This window comes from Streptomyces filamentosus, assembly GCF_014654895.1.
GTDB classification, from domain to species: domain Bacteria; phylum Actinomycetota; class Actinomycetes; order Streptomycetales; family Streptomycetaceae; genus Streptomyces; species Streptomyces filamentosus.
In genome coordinates this window covers 80,697-100,939 of record NZ_BNBE01000003.1, presented here as the reverse complement: position 1 = coordinate 100,939, position 20,243 = coordinate 80,697, and the positions used below count along the sequence as shown (strand labels likewise).

General features: G+C 75.0%; 20 protein-coding genes. 13 read left to right on the top strand and 7 right to left on the bottom strand.

Annotated features, from left to right (window positions below; translation table 11 throughout):
• Nucleotides 1–55: 55 nt before the first annotated feature.
• Nucleotides 56–1,372 carry a glycosyltransferase family 4 protein gene (locus tag IE326_RS27905; protein ID WP_190043653.1) on the bottom strand — a complete coding sequence of 439 codons (1,317 nt, stop codon included), beginning with the start codon at nucleotides 1,370–1,372 and terminating at the stop codon, nucleotides 56–58.
• Nucleotides 1,373–1,611: 239 nt separating this feature from the next.
• On the opposite strand from IE326_RS27905, the gene IE326_RS27900 reads away from it, so the two are divergent.
• Nucleotides 1,612–2,250: a TetR family transcriptional regulator gene (locus tag IE326_RS27900; protein WP_150227932.1), complete on the top strand. Its 639-nt coding sequence runs from the start codon at nucleotides 1,612–1,614 to the stop codon at nucleotides 2,248–2,250.
• 14 nt (nucleotides 2,251–2,264) lie between these two features.
• Here the strand turns inward: IE326_RS27900 and IE326_RS27895 are convergent, their stop codons facing one another.
• From IE326_RS27895 to IE326_RS27880, 4 genes are all read right to left on the bottom strand, one after another.
• Complete coding sequence (locus IE326_RS27895; protein ID WP_190043652.1) at nucleotides 2,265–2,828, bottom strand: hypothetical protein; 564 nt, start codon at nucleotides 2,826–2,828, stop codon at nucleotides 2,265–2,267.
• Nucleotides 2,829–2,927: 99 nt separating this feature from the next.
• Nucleotides 2,928–3,416 (bottom strand): hypothetical protein, encoded by a 489-nt coding sequence (locus IE326_RS27890; RefSeq protein WP_170313803.1) that lies wholly within the window; start codon nucleotides 3,414–3,416, stop codon nucleotides 2,928–2,930.
• An 81-nt stretch (nucleotides 3,417–3,497) separates the two neighbouring features.
• Entirely contained in the window at nucleotides 3,498–3,731 is a 234-nt protein-coding gene (locus tag IE326_RS27885) for a ferredoxin (protein ID WP_150227934.1), read from the bottom strand.
• Nucleotides 3,731–5,191, bottom strand: a complete 1,461-nt coding sequence (locus IE326_RS27880; protein ID WP_190043651.1) for an aldehyde dehydrogenase — start codon at nucleotides 5,189–5,191, stop codon at nucleotides 3,731–3,733. Before IE326_RS27880 ends, IE326_RS27885 begins: the two co-directional genes overlap by 1 nt.
• Nucleotides 5,192–5,292: 101 nt before the next feature.
• Between IE326_RS27880 and IE326_RS27875 the strand changes: the two genes are divergently transcribed.
• The 7 genes from IE326_RS27875 (at nucleotide 5,293) to IE326_RS27845 (ending at nucleotide 13,208) form a co-directional block, all read left to right on the top strand.
• On the top strand, nucleotides 5,293–6,330 hold the full coding sequence (locus IE326_RS27875) for a Strvi_7410 family MBL fold metallo-hydrolase (RefSeq protein ID WP_150227936.1): 1,038 nt from the start codon (nucleotides 5,293–5,295) through the stop codon (nucleotides 6,328–6,330).
• A gap of 334 nt (nucleotides 6,331–6,664) precedes the next feature.
• On the top strand, nucleotides 6,665–7,924 hold the full coding sequence (locus IE326_RS27870; RefSeq protein WP_190043650.1) for an SCO2321 family membrane protein: 1,260 nt from the start codon (nucleotides 6,665–6,667) through the stop codon (nucleotides 7,922–7,924).
• A gap of 68 nt (nucleotides 7,925–7,992) precedes the next feature.
• Nucleotides 7,993–8,661: an SCO2322 family protein gene (locus tag IE326_RS27865; RefSeq protein WP_190043649.1), complete on the top strand. Its 669-nt coding sequence runs from the start codon at nucleotides 7,993–7,995 to the stop codon at nucleotides 8,659–8,661.
• Complete coding sequence (locus tag IE326_RS27860) at nucleotides 8,658–9,899, top strand: energy-coupling factor transporter transmembrane component T (RefSeq protein ID WP_190043648.1); 1,242 nt, start codon at nucleotides 8,658–8,660, stop codon at nucleotides 9,897–9,899. The genes IE326_RS27865 and IE326_RS27860 overlap by 4 nt, the downstream gene beginning before the upstream one ends.
• On the top strand, nucleotides 9,896–11,638 hold the full coding sequence (locus IE326_RS27855; protein WP_190043647.1) for an ABC transporter ATP-binding protein: 1,743 nt from the start codon (nucleotides 9,896–9,898) through the stop codon (nucleotides 11,636–11,638). Before IE326_RS27860 ends, IE326_RS27855 begins: the two co-directional genes overlap by 4 nt.
• Nucleotides 11,629–12,495 carry an ECF transporter S component gene (locus tag IE326_RS27850; protein WP_190043646.1) on the top strand — a complete coding sequence of 289 codons (867 nt, stop codon included), beginning with the start codon at nucleotides 11,629–11,631 and terminating at the stop codon, nucleotides 12,493–12,495. Before IE326_RS27855 ends, IE326_RS27850 begins: the two co-directional genes overlap by 10 nt.
• A gap of 311 nt (nucleotides 12,496–12,806) precedes the next feature.
• Complete coding sequence (locus IE326_RS27845) at nucleotides 12,807–13,208, top strand: aggregation-promoting factor C-terminal-like domain-containing protein (protein ID WP_150227941.1); 402 nt, start codon at nucleotides 12,807–12,809, stop codon at nucleotides 13,206–13,208.
• A 181-nt stretch (nucleotides 13,209–13,389) separates the two neighbouring features.
• Here the strand turns inward: IE326_RS27845 and IE326_RS27840 are convergent, their stop codons facing one another.
• Entirely contained in the window at nucleotides 13,390–14,568 is a 1,179-nt protein-coding gene (locus IE326_RS27840; RefSeq protein WP_030755009.1) for a steroid 3-ketoacyl-CoA thiolase, read from the bottom strand.
• Between the two features lie 497 nt (nucleotides 14,569–15,065).
• Between IE326_RS27840 and IE326_RS27835 the strand changes: the two genes are divergently transcribed.
• The 3 genes from IE326_RS27835 (at nucleotide 15,066) to IE326_RS27825 (ending at nucleotide 18,261) form a co-directional block, all read left to right on the top strand.
• A complete protein-coding gene (locus IE326_RS27835; RefSeq protein ID WP_190043645.1) occupies nucleotides 15,066–16,319 on the top strand; it encodes a cytochrome P450 in 1,254 nt (417 codons plus the stop codon).
• Between the two features lie 179 nt (nucleotides 16,320–16,498).
• The gene (locus IE326_RS27830; RefSeq protein ID WP_150227943.1) at nucleotides 16,499–17,596 is read left to right on the top strand and encodes a DUF2330 domain-containing protein; all 1,098 of its coding nucleotides are present in this window, start codon (nucleotides 16,499–16,501) and stop codon (nucleotides 17,594–17,596) included.
• Nucleotides 17,593–18,261: an O-methyltransferase gene (locus IE326_RS27825; protein ID WP_190043644.1), complete on the top strand. Its 669-nt coding sequence runs from the start codon at nucleotides 17,593–17,595 to the stop codon at nucleotides 18,259–18,261. Before IE326_RS27830 ends, IE326_RS27825 begins: the two co-directional genes overlap by 4 nt.
• Here the strand turns inward: IE326_RS27825 and IE326_RS27820 are convergent.
• The gene (locus IE326_RS27820) at nucleotides 18,258–19,349 is read right to left on the bottom strand and encodes a serpin family protein (RefSeq protein WP_190043643.1); all 1,092 of its coding nucleotides are present in this window, start codon (nucleotides 19,347–19,349) and stop codon (nucleotides 18,258–18,260) included. The genes IE326_RS27825 and IE326_RS27820 overlap by 4 nt on opposite strands.
• A gap of 12 nt (nucleotides 19,350–19,361) precedes the next feature.
• On the opposite strand from IE326_RS27820, the gene IE326_RS27815 reads away from it, so the two are divergent.
• On the top strand, nucleotides 19,362–19,688 hold the full coding sequence (locus IE326_RS27815; protein ID WP_150227946.1) for an antibiotic biosynthesis monooxygenase family protein: 327 nt from the start codon (nucleotides 19,362–19,364) through the stop codon (nucleotides 19,686–19,688).
• A gap of 48 nt (nucleotides 19,689–19,736) precedes the next feature.
• Nucleotides 19,737–20,222 carry a GNAT family N-acetyltransferase gene (locus IE326_RS27810; RefSeq protein ID WP_190043642.1) on the top strand — a complete coding sequence of 162 codons (486 nt, stop codon included), beginning with the start codon at nucleotides 19,737–19,739 and terminating at the stop codon, nucleotides 20,220–20,222.
• Nucleotides 20,223–20,243: the final 21 nt, after the last annotated feature.

Below are 20,243 nucleotides of genomic sequence, written 5' to 3'. Positions count from 1 at the left end.
TCTGCCCTTCCGAGTGGCGGCTGTGTTGCGCGGGGGGTGCGGAGGAGTGCGGGGGTCAGCGGCGGGCGGCAGCCCGGCGGGCCACCGCCTCGCGGTACAGCTCGGCGGTGCCCTGGGCGGCGCGCGCCCAGGTGAAGCGGTCCAGGACCCTGGCGCGGCCGGCCGCGCCGAGGCGGGCGCGCAGCTCGGGGTCGCCGAGCGTCCGGCCGAGCGCGGCGGCCAGCGCCCCCGCGTCTCCGGTCGGCACCGCGAGGCAGGTCTCGCCGTCCGGGCCCGCGACCTCGGGGATCGCCCCGCCGGTGGTGGCGACGAGCGGCGTGCCGGTGGCCATGCCCTCGGCGGCGGGCAGCGAGAAGCCCTCGTAGAGGGAGGGCACGCAGGCCACCTGGGCGGAGCGGTAGAGGTCGACCAGTTCGGCGTCGCTGACGCCCTTGACGAACTCGACGGCGCCGGCCAGGCCGTACCGCTCGATGGCCTGGGCGACGGGGCCGTCCTCGGCGCGCTTGCCGACGACGACGAGGTGCGCGTCGGGGCGTTCGGTGCGGAGCTTGGCCAGCGCCTCGATCAGGAAGACCAGGCCCTTGAGGGGGACGTCGGCGCTGGAGGTGGTGACGATCCGGCCGGGGACCTCGGCGACGGACGGGTCCGGCGACCACAGGTCGGTGTCGGCGCCGATGTGGACGACCCGGATGCGGTCCTCGCGGACGCCGAGGTGCTCGACGATCTCGTCCCGGGAGGTGCCGGAGACGGTGAGGACGGACGGCAGGCGGCGGGCGACCCGCTTCTGCATGCGGGTGAAGCCGTACCAGCGGCGGACGGAGGCGCGGCGCTTCCAGTCGGCGGCGGCGTCGAGGTCGAGCCGGCGGTCGACGGTGATGGGGTGGTGGATGGTGGTGACCAGCGGGGCGCCGAGCGCGCGGGGGCCGCCGAGGAGGCCGTACCCGAGGGTCTGGTTGTCGTGGACCACGTCGAAGTCGCCGCGGCGGGCGGCGAGCGTGCGGCGGGCCCGCAGCGAGAAGGTCAGCGGCTCGGGGAAGCCGCCGGTCCACATGGTGGCGACCTCCAGGGCGTCGATCCAGTCCCGGTACTCCTCGCGCTTCGGCGTCCGGAAGGGGTCGGGCTGGCGGTAGAGGTCGAGGCTGGCGATCTCGCTGAGCGGGACGCCCTCGTCGAGCGTGGGGTACGGCTGCGAGCCGAAGACCTCGACGCTGTGGCCCAGGCGGGCCAGCTCGCGGGAGAGGTGGCGGACGTAGACGCCCTGGCCCCCGCAGAAGGGGTTTCCCTTGTACGTGAGGAGAGCGATCCGCAACGGACCGTCACCGGAGGTGGTGACGCCCTGTCGGGGGCTTGCCTCTACGGCCTCAGCGGTCATGCGCGACCCCCTTCGAACGTGCGTTTCGCGCGAGCGTAACCGCTGGCGCTAAGGTAGAACAAGTTACAGACTTGATCGTTCCCGGTGCTTCCCGCTCCCCCGGGAGGCACCGAATCTACCGGCAGGTAGCTTCGGTGTGAGCGCCGGAACAGGTGATTCGCACCACCCGGCCGCAGAGGTTCGCGCCACGGCCGTCCTCCGCCATACTGGCGCTCCCCACCGCACGGAACGGGACCCCGATGACCGCAGAGAGCAGAGCGGACCACCGCCCCTCCGCCACCCCGCCCCTGACGGAGCGCCAGGAGGCGCGCCGCCGCCGCATCCTCGACGCCAGCGCCCGGCTCGCCGCCCGGGGCGGCTTCGACGCGGTCCAGATGCGGGAGGTCGCGGAGGCCGCCGGGGTCGCCCTCGGCACGCTCTACCGCTACTTCCCCTCCAAGATCCACCTGCTCGTCGCGACCATGCAGGACCAGCTCCAGCACATGCACACCACCCTCCGGAAACGGCCTCCCGGCGGCGCCGCCCCGGCGGAGCGGGTGGCCGAGACGCTGATGCGTGCCTTCCGCGCCCTCCAGCGCGAGCCGCAGCTCGCCGACGCGATGGTGCGCGCGCTGACCTTCGCCGACCGCGGCGTCAGTCCCGAGGTCGACACGGTCTCGCGGCTCACCACCGCGATCATCCTCGACGCGATGGGCACGGACCAGCCGACACCGCAGCAGCTGTCGGCCGTCCGCGTCATCGAGCACACCTGGCACTCCGCCCTCATCACCTGGCTGTCCGGCCGGGCCTCGATCGCCCAGGTCAAGATCGACATCGAGACGGTCTGCCGGCTGATCGACCTGACGGCCCCCGCTCCCGCCCGGACCGCCGCCCGCTGACGGGGCGGTGCCGGTCAGGGCGCTTCGCGCCGGATCCCGGACTTCCCGACGCACGCCTCGTCGTAGGCGTTCAGCGTGATCACCCCGCCGCGCTCGCCCTGGAGGCGGAAGTGCGTGCGGAGGAGCCAGCCGCGCTGCCGGAAGGACTGCTCCGAGAGGTTGACGACCTCTTCGTACGCGCGGTTCCGCCGCTCCCCGACCGGCTGCCACTCCCGCTCGCGCAGGGCGTCGAGCAGCTTGTCGTAGCGGGAGAGGTCCACCGGCGCGGACTCCTCGTGGAAGCTCTTGAGGCCGAGCAGGCAGCGCCCCGGGAGGCTGCCGCCGAAGCCGCTCCCCTCGGGGGCGTCGACGCCCTCGTCGGAGTGCCTGCCGTAGTCCTCCGCGTTCCTCGGCAGGCCCGCGACGGCGACCGAGCCGTCCACGTCCGCCCGCACCACGTCCTTCGTGAGCGGTCCGGTCCCCGCCGGGCGCGGCGGGACCGGGACCTCCGGCGCCCCGTCCGTCGCCCCGCAGCCGGCCGCCCCCAGCACCAGCAGCACCGCCAGGGCCGCCGAGGCGGCCCCCCTCTTCCCCTGCACGTGCGTTCCCTCCCCGGGTCACGGGGCCGGTCGCCCCGTGATCAGGGGAGGAGTGTGCCACGGGCGGGCGACGGCCGAGGGGGCGTCCCGCCCCGGCCGCTACTTCCCCAGCCCGGACACGTAGAGCTCGGTGCACTTCTGGGTCCCCAGGACTCCGGCGAACACCACCGTCTTGATCCCGGGGCCCAGGTCGGACGCGGCCTTGAGCGTCCAGTCGCCCTTGGTCAGGGACTTCACGTCCGCGGTGCCCTTCTTCGTGGCCTCCCCCTCGGCCCAGCCGGCCTCGACCAGGCCCGCGAGGGTGTCCGCGTAGGCCTTCTCGGGGTCGGCCTCCCCGCCGGGCTCGTCCGCCGCCCAGTTGACCATGCACTCCTTGAGCTCGGGCTTGACCGTGTCGAACGAGGCCTTGGTGAACCCGGCCGCGCCGGCGGCCGCCCCGATCTCCTCGTCCACCTGGGCGGCGGTCAGCGACGTGCCCGATCCACCGGATGACGAACCCCCCTCGCCCGCGCCGCCGTCCCCGCCGCCGCAGCCTCCGACGAGCAGGACCACTCCGGTGGCCACGGCCACCATCCCCACCTTGCGCACGGCACTCCCCCCATCCGCACGGCGGCCCTGTGCCCCCGTGGACCGGGCACAGTCTTCCACCTCCCGCGGAGGGCGAGCCGCTCACTCCTCCGGCGGATACACCGGCTCACCGCCGTCCGCCAGCGTGATGAGGATGGCCTCCACGGGGCAGCCCTCCGCCGCCGCGAGGATCCGCTCGCCCGCGTCGGCCTCCGGGCGGACCGGGTGGGACTGGCGGGCGGTGTCGAGGCGGAAGCCGTCGGGGGCGTGGGTGACGCACATGCCGGAGCCGATGCAGACGGTCCGGTCGACCTCCACGTGCCAGCGGTCGCCCATCAGTTGCCCCCGTACCCGGCCGGCAGGTGGATCATCTTGTGCTCCAGGTACTCGGAGAGGCCCTCGGGGCCGAACTCGCGGCCGAGACCGGAGTTCTTGTAGCCGCCGAAGGGGCCCAGCATGTCGAGGCTGAAGGTGTTGACGTTGAAGGTGCCGGTGCGGACCCGCCGCGCGAAGTCGATGCCGTGCTCGACGTCGCCGGTCCAGACGCTGCCGCTGAGGCCGTAGTCGGAGTCGTCGGCGATCCGCAGCGCCTCGGCCTCGTCCCCGTACGGCAGGAGGCAGATGACCGGGCCGAAGATCTCCTCGCGGGCGATCCGCATGGAGTTGTCGACGTCGCCGAAGAGGGTCGGCTCGACGTACCAGCCGCGGTCGAGCCCGGCGGGCCGGCCGCCGCCCGCGAGGACCCTGGCGCCCTCCTTCCGGCCGATGTCGATGTAGTCGAGGGAGCGCTGCTGCTGCCGGCGGGCGACGAGCGGGCCGACCTGGGTGGCCGGGTCGAGCGGGTCGCCGACGACGAGCGCGGAGGCCGCTGCGGCCAGCGCCTCCGCGATCTCCCCGTAGCGGGAGCGGGGCGCGAGGATCCGGGTCTGGGCCACGCACGCCTGCCCGTTGTTCATCCAGGCGGCGGGGACGATCCCGGCGACGGCGGTGGCCACGTCCGCGTCCGGGAGGATCACCGCCGCCGACTTGCCGCCGAGTTCGAGGGTGACGCGGGTGAGGTTGCGGGAGGCGACCTCCATCACGCGCTTGCCGGCGGCGACCGAGCCGGTGAAGGAGACCTTGTCGACTCCGGGGTGCCCGACCAGGTACTCGCTGACCTCGCGGTCGGCGGGCAGGATCGACAGCACGCCCTCCGGCAGCCCGGCCTCGGCGGCGATCTCCCCGAGCAGGTACGCATCGAGGGGCGACTCCGGCGAGGGCTTGAGGACCGCGGTGCAGCCGGCGAGCAGCGCCGGGCCCAGCTTGGCGGCGGCGGTGAACTGCGGCACGTTCCACGGCACGACCGCCGCGACCACCCCGACCGGCTCGCGCCGCACGAGCAGCGGGCCGAGCACCCCGCCGCGCCGCTCCTCGAAGACGAAGTCGCGGGCGACGGCGATCGCCGAGTCCCACACCATCATCGCGCCGAGCGCCTGGGCGAGCACGGACCAGGAGTACGGGGAGCCGTTCTGCGAGCTGATCGAACGGGCCAGCTCCTCGTGCCGCACGGCGATGGCGTCCTTGATCCGGGAGACGACCCCGATCCGCTCCTCCAGTCCCATCCGCGGCCAGGGCCCCTCGTCGAAGGCCCGGCGGGCGGCCGCGACGGCCCGGTCGACGTCGGCACGGGAGGCGTGCGGGACGCGGCCGATGACCTCCTCGGTGTGCGGGGAGACCACCTCGATGGAGGCGTCGCCGAGCGGATCGGTCAACTCCCCGCCGATGAACAGCTTTCCGTGCTCCACAAGCTCGGTCATGCCGGTCGCCTCCCGGGACTATCTGACGGTGTCTCAGAACTGATATCAGTTCTAGTTATAGTGGGCAATGGTCGTACCGGCACTCGGAGATGAGGGCGCGCATGACGCAGGTGACCGAGCACGGCGGAGGCGTCTGGTCGCTCCGGGTGCCCATCCCGGACAACCCGCTGGGCCACACCCTGGTGCACGTCGTCGACACCGACCGGGGACCGGTCCTCGTCGACACCGGCTGGGACGACCCCGATTCCTGGAGCGAGCTGACCGCCGGACTCGGCGCGCTGGGTCTCGCCCCCCGGGACGTCCACGGCGTCGTCGTCACCCACCACCACCCCGACCACCACGGCCTGTCCGGCCGGGTCCGGGAGGAGTCCGGGGCCTGGATCGCCATGCACGCCGCCGACGCCGCCGTCGTACGCCGCACCCGGGAGTCCGACCCCGGCACCTGGCTCGACTACCTCGCCCGCAAGCTCGCCTCCGCCGGCGCCCCCGAGGAGCACCTCGCCCCGCTGCGCGCCGCCCGCTCCGGCGGCCGGATCCGCACCCTGCCCGGCCTCGGCGCCGCCCTCCCCGACCGGGAGATCGTCCCCGGCGAGCTCCTCGACCTCGCCGGGCGGCGGCTGCGCGCCGTCTGGACCCCCGGCCACACCCCCGGCCACGTCTGCCTCCACCTGGAGGAGGAGCACCCCGCCGGGCTCCCCGGCCGCGGCCGGCTCTTCTCCGGCGACCACCTCCTCCCCGGCATCTCCCCGCACATCGGCCTGTACGAGGACCCCGACGACGCGACCGTCACCGACCCCCTCGGCGACTACCTCGACTCCCTGGAGCGGATCGGCCGGCTCGGCGTCGCCGAGGTGCTCCCCGCCCACCAGCACGCCTTCCCCGACGCCGCCGGGCGCGTCCGCGAACTCCTCGCCCACCACGAGGACCGGCTCACCGGCCTCCTCGCCCTCCTCACCGCTCCTCTCACCCCCTGGCAGCTCGCCGAGCGGATGGAGTGGAACCGGCCCTGGGACCGCATCCCCCACGGCTCCCGCAACATCGCCGTCAGCGAGGCCGAGGCCCACATCCGGCGCCTGGTGAAGCTGGGCCGCGCGGAGGCCGTGCCGGGGACGGAGCCGGTGGCGTACGCGGCGGTGTGAGGGGGACGGGACCGGCGGCGCCACGGGAGCGGGACCGGCGGTGTGCTCGGCGGTGCGGAGGGGACGGGAGCGGTGGCGTGCGCGGCGGTGTGACGCGGCTCGCACGCCCGCGGCGGCGGCCCCGGAGGCCGGTACAGTGGGCCGGTCGTCTTCGTGCCCGAGCAGGGGAAAGCCGGTGGGAGTCCGGCGCTGACCCGCAACCGTGAGCCACTCGTCAGAGCGGTGAGCCGGAACGCCCTGCCCCGGGACATGAGCGCCGGCACCGTCGAGGAATACGGCGCCGGACGCGGGCCCCGCGGGGCGCCGGTGTCCGGCGCCCGCACGAGAGGCAACCATGATCAGCGTCCGCCGCGCCGCCGCCGCGCTCACCGCAGCGGCAGCCGTGCTCAGCACCGCCGCGACCGGCACGGCCACCGCCGCGCCCTCTCCCAGCGCCTCCGCCGCCGCGCTCCCGCCCGGTCTGTACGGCAAGAGCGACCCCACCTACGACGGGGTCTGGCGCCAGTCCCTCGCCTTCCTCGCGCAGCGCGCCACCGGCTACCAGCCGGCCGACCAGGCCGTGGACTGGCTGCTCGGCCAGCAGTGCGCCGACGGCTCCTTCGCCTCCTACCGCGCCGACGCCGCGAAGCCCTGCGACGACAAGCTGGTGCGGGACTCCAACGCCACCGCCGTCGCCCTCCAGGCGCTCGGCGCGGTCCGCCGCGAGGCCGCCGACCCGACGAAGATCGACACCGCGGTCAAGTCCGGCTACGGCTGGCTGCGCGGCGTGCAGAACAAGGACGGCGGCTGGGGCTACACCCCCGGCGGCCCCAGCGACGCCAACTCGACCTCCATCGTCGTCAGCGCGCTCGCCGCGTCGGGCGTCAAGCCCGGCTCGTACACCTCCGCCGAGGGCCGCACCCCCTACGACGCGCTGCTCGCGCTCGCGCTGCCCTGTTCCGACGAGGAGGGGCCGGGCGCCTTCGCGTACCAGCCCGACAAGGCCGGGAAGCTGCTCGCCAACGCCGACGCGACCGCCGCCGCCACCCTCGCCGGGCTCGGCAAGGGCATCACCGCCCCGAAGGCCACCCCGCCGCAGGCCCCGACCTGCGTCGACCTGGACGAGCCGACGGTCGAGCGGGCCGCCCTCAACGGCGCCTCCTACCTGGCGAAGGCGCTCGTGCAGACCGGGCACCTGACCACCCCGCCGCTGCCGGGCGCCACCGACGCCGAGCCGCAGCCCGACTACGGCAACACCGCCGACGCCGTCGTCGCCCTCGCCGCCTCCGGCACCGCCCGGCTCGCCGAGCCCGCCCTCCAGTGGCTGGAGCAGAACGCCGCCCCCTGGGCGAAGCAGTCCGGTCCCGCCGCCTACGCGCAGCTGATCCTCGCCGCGCGGGCCATGGAGGCCGACCCCCGCGAGTTCGGCAAGGTCGACCTCGTCGAGGCGCTCAACGCGACCGGCCCCACGCCCAAGACCCCCGACACCACCGCCGCCGGCACCGAGGACGAGGACGAGGACTCCTTCCTCGGCTTCGACGTGTGGTGGATCATCGGCATCGGCATGGTCGTCGGCGTCGGCATCGGCTTCCTCCTGAGCGGCCGCAAGAAGTGACGCGCCGAGCGGCCCACGGAGCGACACGTCCGGTGACGCGCCGGGCGGACCACGGAGCGACGGGCCCGGTGACGCGCCGGCGGAAGGCCGCCGGGGCGTTCGCCGTCTCCGCCGCCGGAGTGCTGTTCGCCCTCGGCGCGGCGGCCCCCGCCCACGCCGCCGGCTACCGCTACTGGTCGTTCTGGGAGTCCGACGCCGGGAAGTGGACCTACGCCACCCAGGGCCCGGCGACCGCCCGGCCCGCCGACGGCGACGCCGTCGGCTTCCGCTTCGCGCTGAGCGAGGACTCCGCCGACGCGACCCGGCCCACCGCCGCGCCCGACTTCGCCGCCGTCTGCGCCGACGTCGAGAAGGCGCCCGGCACCAAGCGGATCGCGGTCGTCGTCGACTACGGCACCGCGAAGGACGCCCCGGCCGGCGAGGCACCGCCGAAGGACTCCCCGACGACCGCCTGCGCCCGCGTCGACGCGAACGGCACCGCCGCGGACGCCCTCGCGGCCGTCGCCGAGCCGCTGCGGTACGACAGCTCCGCCATGCTCTGCGGCATCGCGGGCTACCCGGCCCGGGGCTGCGGCGAGGCCGTCGCCGACGGGCCCGCCCCCACCGCCTCCGCCGCTCCGAAGCCGGCCGCCGGCGACCAGGACGGCGGCGGCCCCTCGGCCGGCCTCCTCGTCGGCGGCGGCGCCGTCCTCGCCCTGGGCGCCGCGGCCGTCTGGAAGTCCCGCCGGCGCGCATGATCCGGGCGGACACCAGCACACCCGGACCGGCCGGACGGACCGAGCGGGCCGAGCGAGCCGGACGGACCGAGCAGGCCGGGCGGACCGGGCAGGCCGAGCAGGCCGCGGCCACCGGGCGGCCCGGCCGGTGGGCGCGGTTTCTCGCGCCCGAGGCCGACCGGGGGAACGCGCTGCATCCGGGGGCCTGGTGGCTGTGGGCCCTCGGGCTCGCCGTCGGCGCCTCCCGCACCACGAACCCGCTGCTGCTCGGGCTGATCGTGGCCGTCGCCGGGTACGTGGTGGCGGCCCGCAGGACCGACGCGCCCTGGGCCCGCTCGTACGGCGCCTTCGTCAAGCTCGGGCTGTTCGTCGTCGGCCTGAGGATCGTCTTCTCCGTGGTCCTCGGCTCCCCCATCCCCGGCTCGCACGAGCTGTTCACCCTGCCCGAGCTGCCGCTGCCGGACTGGGCGCAGGGCATCCGGATCGGCGGCCGGGTCACCGCCGAACAGCTCGCCTTCGCGCTGTACGACGGGCTCAAGCTCGCCGCCCTGCTGATCTGCGTGGGCGCCGCGAACGCGCTCGCCAACCCGGCGCGGCTCCTGAAGTCGCTGCCGGGCGCGCTGTACGAGGTCGGGGTCGCCGTCGTCGTGGCGATGACCTTCGCGCCGAACCTGGTCGCCGACGTGGTCCGGCTCCGCACCGCCCGGCGGCTGCGCGGCCGGTCCACCGGCGGCGTGCGGGCCGTGCTCCGGATCGGGCTGCCCGTCCTCGAAGGCGCGCTGGAACGGTCCGTCGCCGTCGCCGCCTCCATGGACGCCCGCGGCTACGGCCGCACCGCCCGGGTGCCGCCCGCCGTCCGCCGCACCACCGGCGTCCTCACCCTCGGCGGCCTGCTCGGCGTCTGCGCCGGCTCGTACGGGCTGCTCGCCGCCGAGGGCGCCGGATACGGGCTGCCACTGCTGGGCGCCGGACTCGCCGCCGCCGTCGCGGGCCTGCGGCTCGGCGGGCGGCGCAGCATCCGCACCCGCTACCGCCCCGACCGCTTCGGCCCCCGCTCCTGGCTCGTCGCCGCCTCCGGCGCCGCCGTCGCCCTCCTCATGATCCGGGCGGCCTCCTACGCCCCCGGAGCGCTGCACCCCGGCGTCGTCCCGCTGACCGCGCCGGAGCTGCCGCTGTGGCCGGCCCTGTCGGTCCTGCCCGGCCTGCTGCCCGCCGTCATCGCCCCCGTACCGCCCGCCCGTGAGGATGCGTCCGAGTGATCCGCTTCGAGAACGTCTCCGTGACGTACGAGGACAGTGCCCGGCCCACCCTGCGGAACGTCGACCTCACGGTCCCCGAGGGCGAGCTGGTGCTCCTCGTCGGCCCCTCCGGCGTCGGCAAGTCCACCCTGCTCGGCGCGGTCTCCGGACTCGTCCCCCACTTCACCGGCGGCACCCTGCGCGGCCGGGTCACCGTCGACGGCCGCGACACCCGCACCCACCCGCCGCGCGAGCTCGCCGACCTCGTCGGCACCGTCGGCCAGGACCCGCTCGCCCACTTCGTCACCGACACGGTCGAGGACGAGCTCGCCTACGGCATGGAGTCCCTCGGCCTCGCCCCCGCCGTGATGCGGCGGCGCGTCGAGGAGACCCTGGACCTGCTGGGCCTCGCCGACCTCCGCGACCGGCCCATCGCCACGCTCTCCGGCGGCCAGCAGCAGCGCGTCGCCATCGGCTCCGTCCTCACCACCCACCCCAAGGTCCTCGTCCTCGACGAACCGACCTCCGCCCTGGACCCCTCCGCCGCCGAGGACGTCCTCGCGGTGCTCCAGCGGCTCGTCCACGACCTCGGCACGACCGTCCTCATGGCGGAGCACCGCCTGGAACGCGTCGTGCAGTACGCGGACCGGGTGCTGCTCCTCCCCGACGGCGTCCTCGGCACCCCCGCCGAGATCATGGCCGTCTCCCCCGTCCACCCGCCGGTCGTCGCGCTCGGCCGGCTGGCCGGGTGGGAGCCGCTGCCGCTGACGGTGCGGGACGCGCGGCGGCGGGCGGACGGGCTGAAGGAGCGGCTGGACCGCTGCGCGGGGCCTCTTTCCCGCCCCGCGCCTTCCCCCGACCCGGGCCCCGTCCCCGAATTTGCCGTCCCGGCCCCGGCGTCCGGGACACCGGCGTCCCGGGGCTCCGCCCCCGGGCGGGGCGGGGGCCTCTCCCTCTTCCGCAGGCGCCGCACGCCCGCACCCGTCCCCGGGACGGGCCCCGACGCCCCCCTCGTCGACGTGCGGCGGCTCGCGGTCCGCCGCGGCCGGGTCGAGGCGCTGCGGCGGATCGACCTGGAGGTCGCGGCGGGCGAGACGATCGCGCTGATGGGCCGCAACGGCGCCGGGAAGTCGACGCTGCTGTCGGCGCTCGTCGGCATGATCGCGCCCACGGGCGGCACGGTCCGCGTCGCGGGCCTGGTGCCGCACGCGACGGACCCCCGGACGCTGATCCGCCGGGTCGGCCTGGTGCCGCAGGAGCCGCGGGACCTGCTGTACGCGGAGACGGTCGCCGAGGAGTGCGCGGCGGCCGACGCGGACGCGGGCGCGGAGCCCGGGACGTGCGGGGCGCTGGTGGCGGAGCTCGTGCCGGGGGTGGCCGGGGGTACGCATCCCCGGGACCTGTCGGAGGGGCAGCGGCTGGCGCTCGCGCTGGCCGTGGTGCTGACGGCCGCGCCGCCGCTGGTGCTGCTGGACGAGCCGACCCGGGGCCTGGACTACGCGGCGAAGGCCCGGCTGGTGACCCGGCTGCGGGGGCTCGCGGCGGCCGGGCACGCGATCGTGCTGGCCACGCACGACGTGGAGCTGGCGGCGGAGCTGGCGGACCGGGTGGTGATCGTCGCGGGCGGCGAGGTCGTCGCGGACGGGCCGACGGCGGAGGTCGTCGTCTCGTCCCCGGCCTTCGCCCCGCAGGTCGCGAAGGTCCTGGCGCCCCGGCCGTGGCTCACGGTCGAGCAGGTGGAGGAGGCGCTGTGCCGGTGAAGTCCGCCCGTCCGGTCCGGCTGGGGCCGCGTTCGGTCGCCGCCCTCGTCCTCGTCTCCCTGGTGGGGCTCGCCGGGGTGTGCTGGCCGCTCTTCGCGGACGCCGGGTCCGCGGTCACCGACCACGCGGCCGACGCGCCGTGGCTCTTCGCCCTGATCCTCCCCCTGCTCATCGCCGTCGTGGTGGCGACGATCGCGGACTGCGGGATGGACGCGAAGGCGGTGGCGATGCTGGGGGTGCTGGCCGCCGTGGGGGCGGCGCTGCGCCCGCTGGGCGCGGGCACGGCCGGGCTGGAGCCGATGTTCTTCCTGATGGTGCTGAGCGGGCGGGTCCTCGGGCCCGGCTTCGGTTTCGTCCTGGGGGCGGTGACGATGTTCGCGTCGGCGCTGCTGACGGGCGGGGTGGGGCCGTGGATGCCGACGCAGATGCTGGCCATGGGCTGGTTCTCGATGGGCGCGGGGCTGCTGCCGGCGGGGCTCCGGGGGCGGCCGGAGCGGCTGGTGCTGGCCGCGTACGGCTTCGTGGCGGCGTTCGCGTACGGCACGGTCACCAATCTGTACGGCTGGGTGACGGTGGGCGGCCTGGGACAGGGGGTGTCGTTCGTGCCGGGCGCTCCGGCGGGCGAGAACCTGGTGCGTTTCGCGGCGTACGTGCTGGCCACCTCGCTCGGCTGGGACCTGGGGCGGGCCGCGCTGACGGTGGTGCTCACGCTGACGGTGGGCGGGCCGCTGCTGCGGGCGCTGCGGAGGGCCACGCGGCGGGCGAACTTCGAGGCCCAGGTCACATTCGAGGGGTCCGGAAAGGGGTCCGCCGGTGAGGCGCCTCATAGGACCCAGATCACGTACGAACGGAAATAGTAGAGCGGGACGAGTCGCACAAAAGGGTCATTAGGGGTGGTGACCTGCGGGAATGTCCGCCACCCCGGTCCCCGCCTCCCCCCGCCGAGTCCGAACCTCCCTCGTACAAGGGGTGATTGCGTCCCCCGCCGGGATTTGTTTGTGTAGTGGACGTCGCCAGGCAGCAGGTGCTCAGCGAGAGCCAAGCACCGCGGCAGGCCGGTTCCCCCCAGTTCCCGGATTCCCCGGGCCCTGGTTCCGGCATGCCGGAAACGGTCGGAAACGGCCTTGCCGCCCGGCGCGACCCCAGTCCCCGACGTTAGGTAGACGTTTTGTTCCGCTCGATCACCACTCGTGCCGCCGCCCGCAAGAAGTCCCTCGCCGCCACCGCGGCCGTGCTGCTCGGCGCGTCGGGTGCGGTCCTCGGTGCGACGGGCCCGGCCTCGGCCGCCAGCCCGCAGGAGCTCGCCCGGCAGATCGTGCCCGCCTCGCAGTACGCCTCGTTCAGCAAGATCGTCTCGCACGAGTCCGGCTGGAACCACAAGGCCACCAACTCCTCGTCCGGCGCCTACGGCCTCGTCCAGGCCCTGCCCGCCTCGAAGATGTCCTCGGCCGGTTCCGACTGGAAGACCAACCCCGCCACCCAGATCAAGTGGGGCCTCAACTACATGAACGAGCGCTACGGCTCCCCGAACGCCGCCTGGGCGTTCTGGCAGGCCAACGGCTGGTACTAAGAGTCACCACGCCGCCCCGCCCGCACCGCAAGGCCCCGCCCTCCTCTCGGAGGGGCGGGGCCTGCGGCGTTTCCCGGGCACCCCTGCCAGGTCCACCGCCGGACGGCCGACGCCCAGGCCGCGCCTTCCGGACCGCGCCGGGCCCGCGACGCCCGGCCCGACCCGGCCCGAAAGCCGCGGCCTAGAGGCGCTGGATGATCGTGCCGGTGGCGAGGGCTCCACCGGCGCACATCGTGACCAGCGCGAACTCCTTGTCGGTCCGCTCCAGCTCGTGCAGCGCCGTGGCGATCAGCCGGGCGCCGGTGGCGCCGACGGGGTGGCCGAGGGCGATGGCGCCGCCGTTGACGTTGACCTTCTCCAGGCCGTCGAGGTCCTTCTCGAACTCCTGGGCCCAGCTCAGCACGACCGAGGCGAACGCCTCGTTGATCTCCACCACGTCGATGTCCCGCAGGGACATGCCGGCCTTGCCGAGGACCGCGCGGGTCGCGTCGACCGGCCCGTCGAGGTGGTAGTGGGGGTCGGCCCCGACGAGCGCCTGGGCGACGATCCGGGCCCGGGGGCGCAGCTTCAGGGCGCGGGCCATGCGCTTGGAGGCCCACATCACGGCGGAGGCGCCGTCGGAGATCTGGGAGGAGTTCCCCGCGGTGTGGACCGCGGTGGGCATGACCGGCTTGAGCCGGGCGAGGCCCTCCATGGTGGTGTCACGGAGCCCCTCGTCGCGGTCGACGAGCCGCCACATGCCCTGTCCCGCGCGCTGCTCGTCCTCGGTGGTGGGGACCTGGACGGCGAAGGTCTCGCGCTTGAAGCGCTCCTCGGACCAGGCGACGGCGGCCCGCTCCTGGGAGAGGAGGCCGAGGGAGTCGACGCGCTCGCGGGTGAGGCCCCGGCGGCGGGCGATGCGCTCGGCGGCCTCGAACTGGTTGGGCAGGTCGACGTTCCACTCGTCGGGGAAGGGCTTGCCGGGTCCGTGCTTGGAGCCGGAGCCGAGCGGGACGCGGGACATGGCCTCGACGCCGCAGGAGATGCCGACGTCGATGACGCCGGCGGCGATCATGTTGGCGACCATGTGGCTCGCCTGCTGGGAGGAGCCGCACTGGCAGTCGACGGTGGTGGCGGCGGTCTCGTAGGGCAGGCCCATGGTGAGCCAGGCGGTGCGCGCCGGGTTCATGGACTGCTCGCCGGCGTGGGTGACCGTGCCGCCGACGATCTGCTCGACGCAGTCGGCGGGGATGCCGGTGCGGCCGAGGAGCTCGCGGTAGGTCTCGCCCAGGAGGTAGGCGGGGTGGAGGTTGGCGAGCGCGCCTCCGCGCTTGCCGATGGGGGTGCGTACGGCTTCGACGATGACGGGTTCCGCGGCCATGGGCTGGTCCTCTCCTCGACCGGGCGGGGTGTCCCGGCACCCCGTCGGTCGGCGTCACGGGATAACTAGTACGCGTTCTAGTTCTGAGTGAAGTCTTATGACTGCTACCGCCGGTACGCAAGGGTCCGGGAGGCAGGAGTTCGGCGACGGGGGAGGGATCCGGCGGGCGCGCTGGCGGGGGCCGGGGGCGTGCCGGTGCGATCCGGGGGTGCACCGGGGGTGTATCGACGCGGCCCAGGGGGGCGTACGGGTGCGGTGCGGGGGTGCACCGGGGGCGTATCGGTGCGGCCCGGGGGGTGCGCGGGCGGGGTGCGGGCCGGGTCCGGAAGCGCGCGGACGCGGTCCGGAGGCGCGCGGGCCGGGTCCGGGAGGGCAGGGGGCCGGGCCCGGGAGGGCGCGCGGGCGGATTCCGCCCGCGCCTCTTGCTACTTGTAGAACTCGTTACTAACTTTCCCGGCAACTTCTGATGGTCCATCAGATATTGGAGCGTGTTGCCGATGACCTGCCCCCACCTCCCCGAAGGCTTCGACGCCACCGACCCCGACCTGCTGAGCCGCCGCGTCCCGCTCCCCGAGTTCGCGGAGCTGCGGCGGACCGCCCCGGTCTGGTGGTGCCCCCAGCCGCGCGGCATCACCGGCTTCGACGACGAGGGGTACTGGGCCGTCACCCGCCACGCGGACGTCAAGTACGTCTCCACCCACCCCGAGCTGTTCTCCTCGCACGAGAACACCGCCGTGATCCGCTTCAACGAGCACATCGGCCGCGAACAGATCGACGTCCAGAAGCTGATCATGCTGAACATGGACCCGCCGGAGCACACCCGGGTCCGCCAGATCGTCCAGCGCGGCTTCACCCCGCGCGCGATCCGCGGCCTGGAGACCGCCCTGCGCACCCGCGCCCGCGCGATCGCCGAGGAGGCGCGGGGCGCCGCCGCCCAAGACCCGGACGGCGCCTTCGACTTCGTCACCAGGGTCGCCGTCGAGCTGCCCCTCCAGGCCATCGCCGAACTCATCGGCGTCCCCCAGGAGGACCGCTCCCGGATCTTCGACTGGTCCAACAAGATGGTGGCGTACGACGACCCGGAGTACGCCATCACCGAGGAGGTCGGCGTCGAGGCCGCCATGGAACTCATCGGCTACGCGATGAACATGGCCGCCGCGCGCAAGGAGTGTCCCGCCCAGGACATCGTGTCGCAGCTCGTCGCCGCCGAGGGCCAGGGGAACCTCTCCTCCGACGAGTTCGGCTTCTTCGTCCTCCTGCTCGCCGTCGCCGGCAACGAAACCACCCGGAACGCGATCAGCCACGGCATGCACGCCTTCCTCACCCACCCCGACCAGTGGGAGCTGTACAAGCGCGAGCGCCCCGCGACCACCGCCGAGGAGATCGTCCGCTGGGCCACCCCGGTCGTCTCCTTCCAGCGCACCGCCGCCCAGGACACCGAACTCGGCGGCCAGAAGATCAAGAAGGGCGACCGGATCGGCCTCTTCTACTCCTCCGCCAACAACGACCCCGAGGTCTTCGGGAACCCGGAGGTCTTCGACATCACCCGGGACCCCAACCCGCACCTGGGCTTCGGCGGCGGCGGACCGCACTTCTGCCTCGGCAAGTCCCTCGCCGTGAAGGAGATCGACCTGATCTTCGACGCCCTCGCCGACGTCCTGCCGGACCTCACCCTCGCGGGAGAGCCCCGCCGGCTGCGCGCGGCCTGGCTCAACGGCGTGAAGGAGCTCAGGGTCCGCACGGCCTCCTGACGGCCGGCCCCGGACCGGGACGCCTGTCGGCCGGCCCCGAATCGGGACACCCGACCGGCACCCGACCGCCGGCCCCCGGACCAGCACGCCCGGCCACCGACCCCCGGACAGAACACCCGACCACCGGCCCCCGGACCGGGAAGCGGAACCGGAGCGACCCCCCGCACGTCCGAGCGGACATGCGGGGGACACACACCACCCGGACCGCGCTCCGGGCCAGAATCCTGACCACACTGCTCGCGCTGCTCGCGCTCCAGCTCGGCTCGCTCGTCGCGCCCGCCTGGGCCTGCGGCTGCGGCGCCATGATCCCGGACGAGGACCGGCGCATCGGCGTCGACCGGGAGGAGTCCGCCGTCCACTGGGACGGCCGGAACGAGACCGTCGTCATGCGCTTCCGCGTCCACGGCGACGCCCTCCGGGCCGCCTGGATCATGCCCGTGCCGTCCCGGGCCGACGTCACCCTCGGCGACCCCGAGCTCTTCGACGAGATCGAGGAACTCGCCGCCCCCGAACGCCGCGTGCGCACCTACTTCTGGCCCCGCGAGGACGACTGGCCGTTCACCGCCGGGCGCGGCGACGGCGCCTCGGCCGGCGCCCTCCCCGGCGGCTCCGTCGGCGTCGTCGGCCGGGAACGGCTCGGCCCCTTCGACGTGGCCCGCCTCACCGCCACCGACCCGGACGCCCTCGGCGACTGGCTCCGCGCCAACGGCTTCGAGCTGCCCGACCGGCTCACCCCCGAACTGGCGCCGTACGTCGAGCGGAAGTGGGAGTACGTCGCCGTCCGCCTCGCCCCCGAGAAACGGGGCGAGCGCCTGTACGGCGAGCTGACCCCGCTCCGGATCTCCTTCGCCTCGCCCGAACTCGTCTACCCCATGCGGCTCTCCCGCCTCGCCGCCACCCCGCAGACCCTCGGCCTGTCGATCCTCGCCGCGCACCGCATGGAGCCCCGCACGGCCATCGGCGGCGAGCGCCCCGAGGTCACCTTCTCCGGCCGGCTCGACCGCCCCGAGGGCGCGGTGGCCGCCCTCACCGGCGGCGCGCCCGCCCACCTCACCGTGCTCGAACAGCGCTTCCCCGTGCCGTCCCGGATCTCCGGCGACCACGTCCTGCGCACGGTCGCCGACACCCCCTACCGCCAGGTCGTCTACCGCGACCGCATCCTGACCGCAGGCGACGTCCCCGTCTGGCTCCTGGTGACGGGCGGCGGCGCGGCGGCCGCCCTGACGGCCGTGCTCCTGACCGTACGGGCCCGCCGCCGAGTACCGTCGCCGGCATGACGAACTCCCAGTGGAACGACGTCGACGCGTACCTCACCGACCTGCTGGTCCCCGCCGACGAGGCCCTGACCGCCGCCCTGGCCGACTCCGCGGCGGCCGGGCTCCCCGAGATCGCGGTCGCCCCCAACCAGGGCAAGCTCCTGCACCTCCTCGCGCAGGTGCAGGGCGCCCGCCGGATCCTGGAGATCGGCACCCTCGGCGGCTACAGCACCATCTGGCTGGCCCGCGCCCTGCCCGACGGCGGGCGGCTGATCAGCCTGGAGTACGACCCCCGGCACGCCGAGGTGGCCCGCGGCAACCTCGCCCGCGCCGGGCTCGCCGACCGCGCCGAGGTCCGCACCGGCCCCGCCCTGGACACCCTCCCCCTCCTGGAGGGGGAGGGCGCCGGCCCCTTCGACCTCGTCTTCGTCGACGCCGACAAGGCCAACAACCCGCACTACGTGTCCTGGGCCCTGAAGCTCTCCCGCCCCGGCACCCTGATCGTCGTCGACAACGTCGTCCGCGGCGGCCGCGTCGCCGCCGAGGACCCGGCGGACCCGGCGATCACCGGCACCCGCGCGATGTTCGACCTCGTCGCGCGCGAGCCCCGGCTCGACGCCACCGCGATCCAGACCGTCGGCGCCAAGGGCCACGACGGCCTCCTCCTCGCCCGCGTGACCTCCTAGACCGCGCCTCCCGGTCCGTCCGGGCTCCCCGCCCACCAGCCGGTGAAGAGCGGCAGCTTCCCTTCGGCGTCGAGGACTACGACGCCGAAGGGGCGGTCGAAGGAGACCGGCTCGACGGGCAGCGGCCGGACCGCGCTGCGGGTCATCTGCACCTGGGTGACGGCCGCCGCCTCGACCCCCTCCTCGGCGACCTCCAGGACCGCCTCCTGGACCGCCTTGGAGACGTACAGCGGCGCGGGCGAGAGGCCGGAGAAGTCGGCGCCCGGCCGCAGCGGGGCCGTCACCCCGAAGGACGCCAGGAGGGACCGCACGTCGGTCCGGCCGCGCAGCGCGAACCGGGGCAGCGCCAGCGCGACGCCCCCGGCCCGTACCGGCTCCCGCCCGTCCGCCGCCCAGGCCGCCGGCACCACCGCGCCGGGCCCCGCGCCCTCCGGCCCGAGCACGAACCGCACCCGGGGCGCGTCCTCCCCCGCGCAGGGCAGCTCCACCACGGTGGCGCCGCCGGCCCGCCACGCCCACCCGGCGGGGATCCGCCGGTGCATGGTCGGCACGTCCGCCGTCGTCCCGTCCCCGGCGGTGAAGGGCGCGGGCCGGGTCCCCGCCGCGTCGAACGCCTCCCGCCAGACCGCGCCCAGCGCCACCGCGCCCACCAGCACCAGGTCCGCGCCCCCGTCGAGGGCGTCGGGCAGCGCGGTGATCCGCCCCCCGGTGACCCCGGCGACCCACGCGTCCAGCTCCGCCCCCGTCCCCGCCCCGAGCCCGCCGAACCCGACCTCCGGCAGTCCGCTCCGGTACGCCTCGTACACCGGCACCCGGCTGCGGACCGCGATCCCCGCCGAGACGCCCCCGGTCCCCGCGAGCACCGCCCCCACCCCGGCGACGGCCTCCCCGGCCTCCTCCCCGGCCACCCCGAGCACCCCGCGCAGCTCCTCGGCGGTCCGCCCCCGCGCCCCCGCCGCCACGGCCGCGAGCGCCACCCACAACCCGGCCGGCGACCCCACGAAGTCACGCCCCCCGTCCCCCGGCAGCGCCAGCTCCGCCAGCTCCCGCACCGCCCCCGCCCACGCGGCCCCGCCGTTCCCGGTCATATCCTGCCTTTCATGAGCATCGTGAAGATCAACGTCCTGGCCGTCCCCGCCGAGCAGCGGGAGGTGCTGGAGCAGCGGTTCGCCTCGCGGGCCGGGGCCGTGGAGGGCTCCGACGGCTTCGAGTGGTTCGAGCTGCTGCGCCCCCTGGAGGGCACCGACCAGTACCTGGTGTACACCCGGTGGCGCAGCGAGGAGGACTTCCAGAACTGGATGAACGGTTCCATGAAGGCCGCCCACCAGGGCACCGCGGGCGGCGAGGGCGGCGAGCGGCCGAAGCCGGCCGCCTCCGGGTCGACGCTGTGGTCCTTCGAGGTCGTGCAGCAGGCGTCCCCGAAGTAGGGCGGCCGTACGAAAATCGGCGGCGGCCGTGGTCCCGCGGGTCGCACAATGGCCCGCATGGCCTGGAACTTCTCCCCCGAGCGCGTCGACACCCCGGACGCCACCGCCCTCCGCCGTGACTACTTCGGCGACGTCGCGGGCCGTTACTTCGGCCGTGTCCTGGCCGAGGACGAGTACGACCAGGAGATGATCGACGAGGGGCTGGAGCTGCTCGCGCCGCCCGCCGGGCAGTTCCTGGTCGGGCGGTACGGCGGGAAGCCCGCCGCGTGCGGCGGGCTCGTCCTGCTGGACGCCGAACGGGCCGAGCTGACCCGGGTGTTCGTCCGGCACGCCTTCCGCGGCCTCGGCGGCGCCGACCTGCTCATGGACGGCCTGGAGCGGTCCGCCCGCGAGCTCGGCGCCCGCCGCGTGGTCCTCAACACCCGTCTCGACCTGGTCGAGGCGCGGGCGCTGTACACCCGGCACGGGTACGGGGAGATCCCGGCGTACTGCACGGGGCCGTACATGGAGATCTGGTACGGCAAGGAGCTCTGAGGCCCCTCTCCCGCTCCCCGC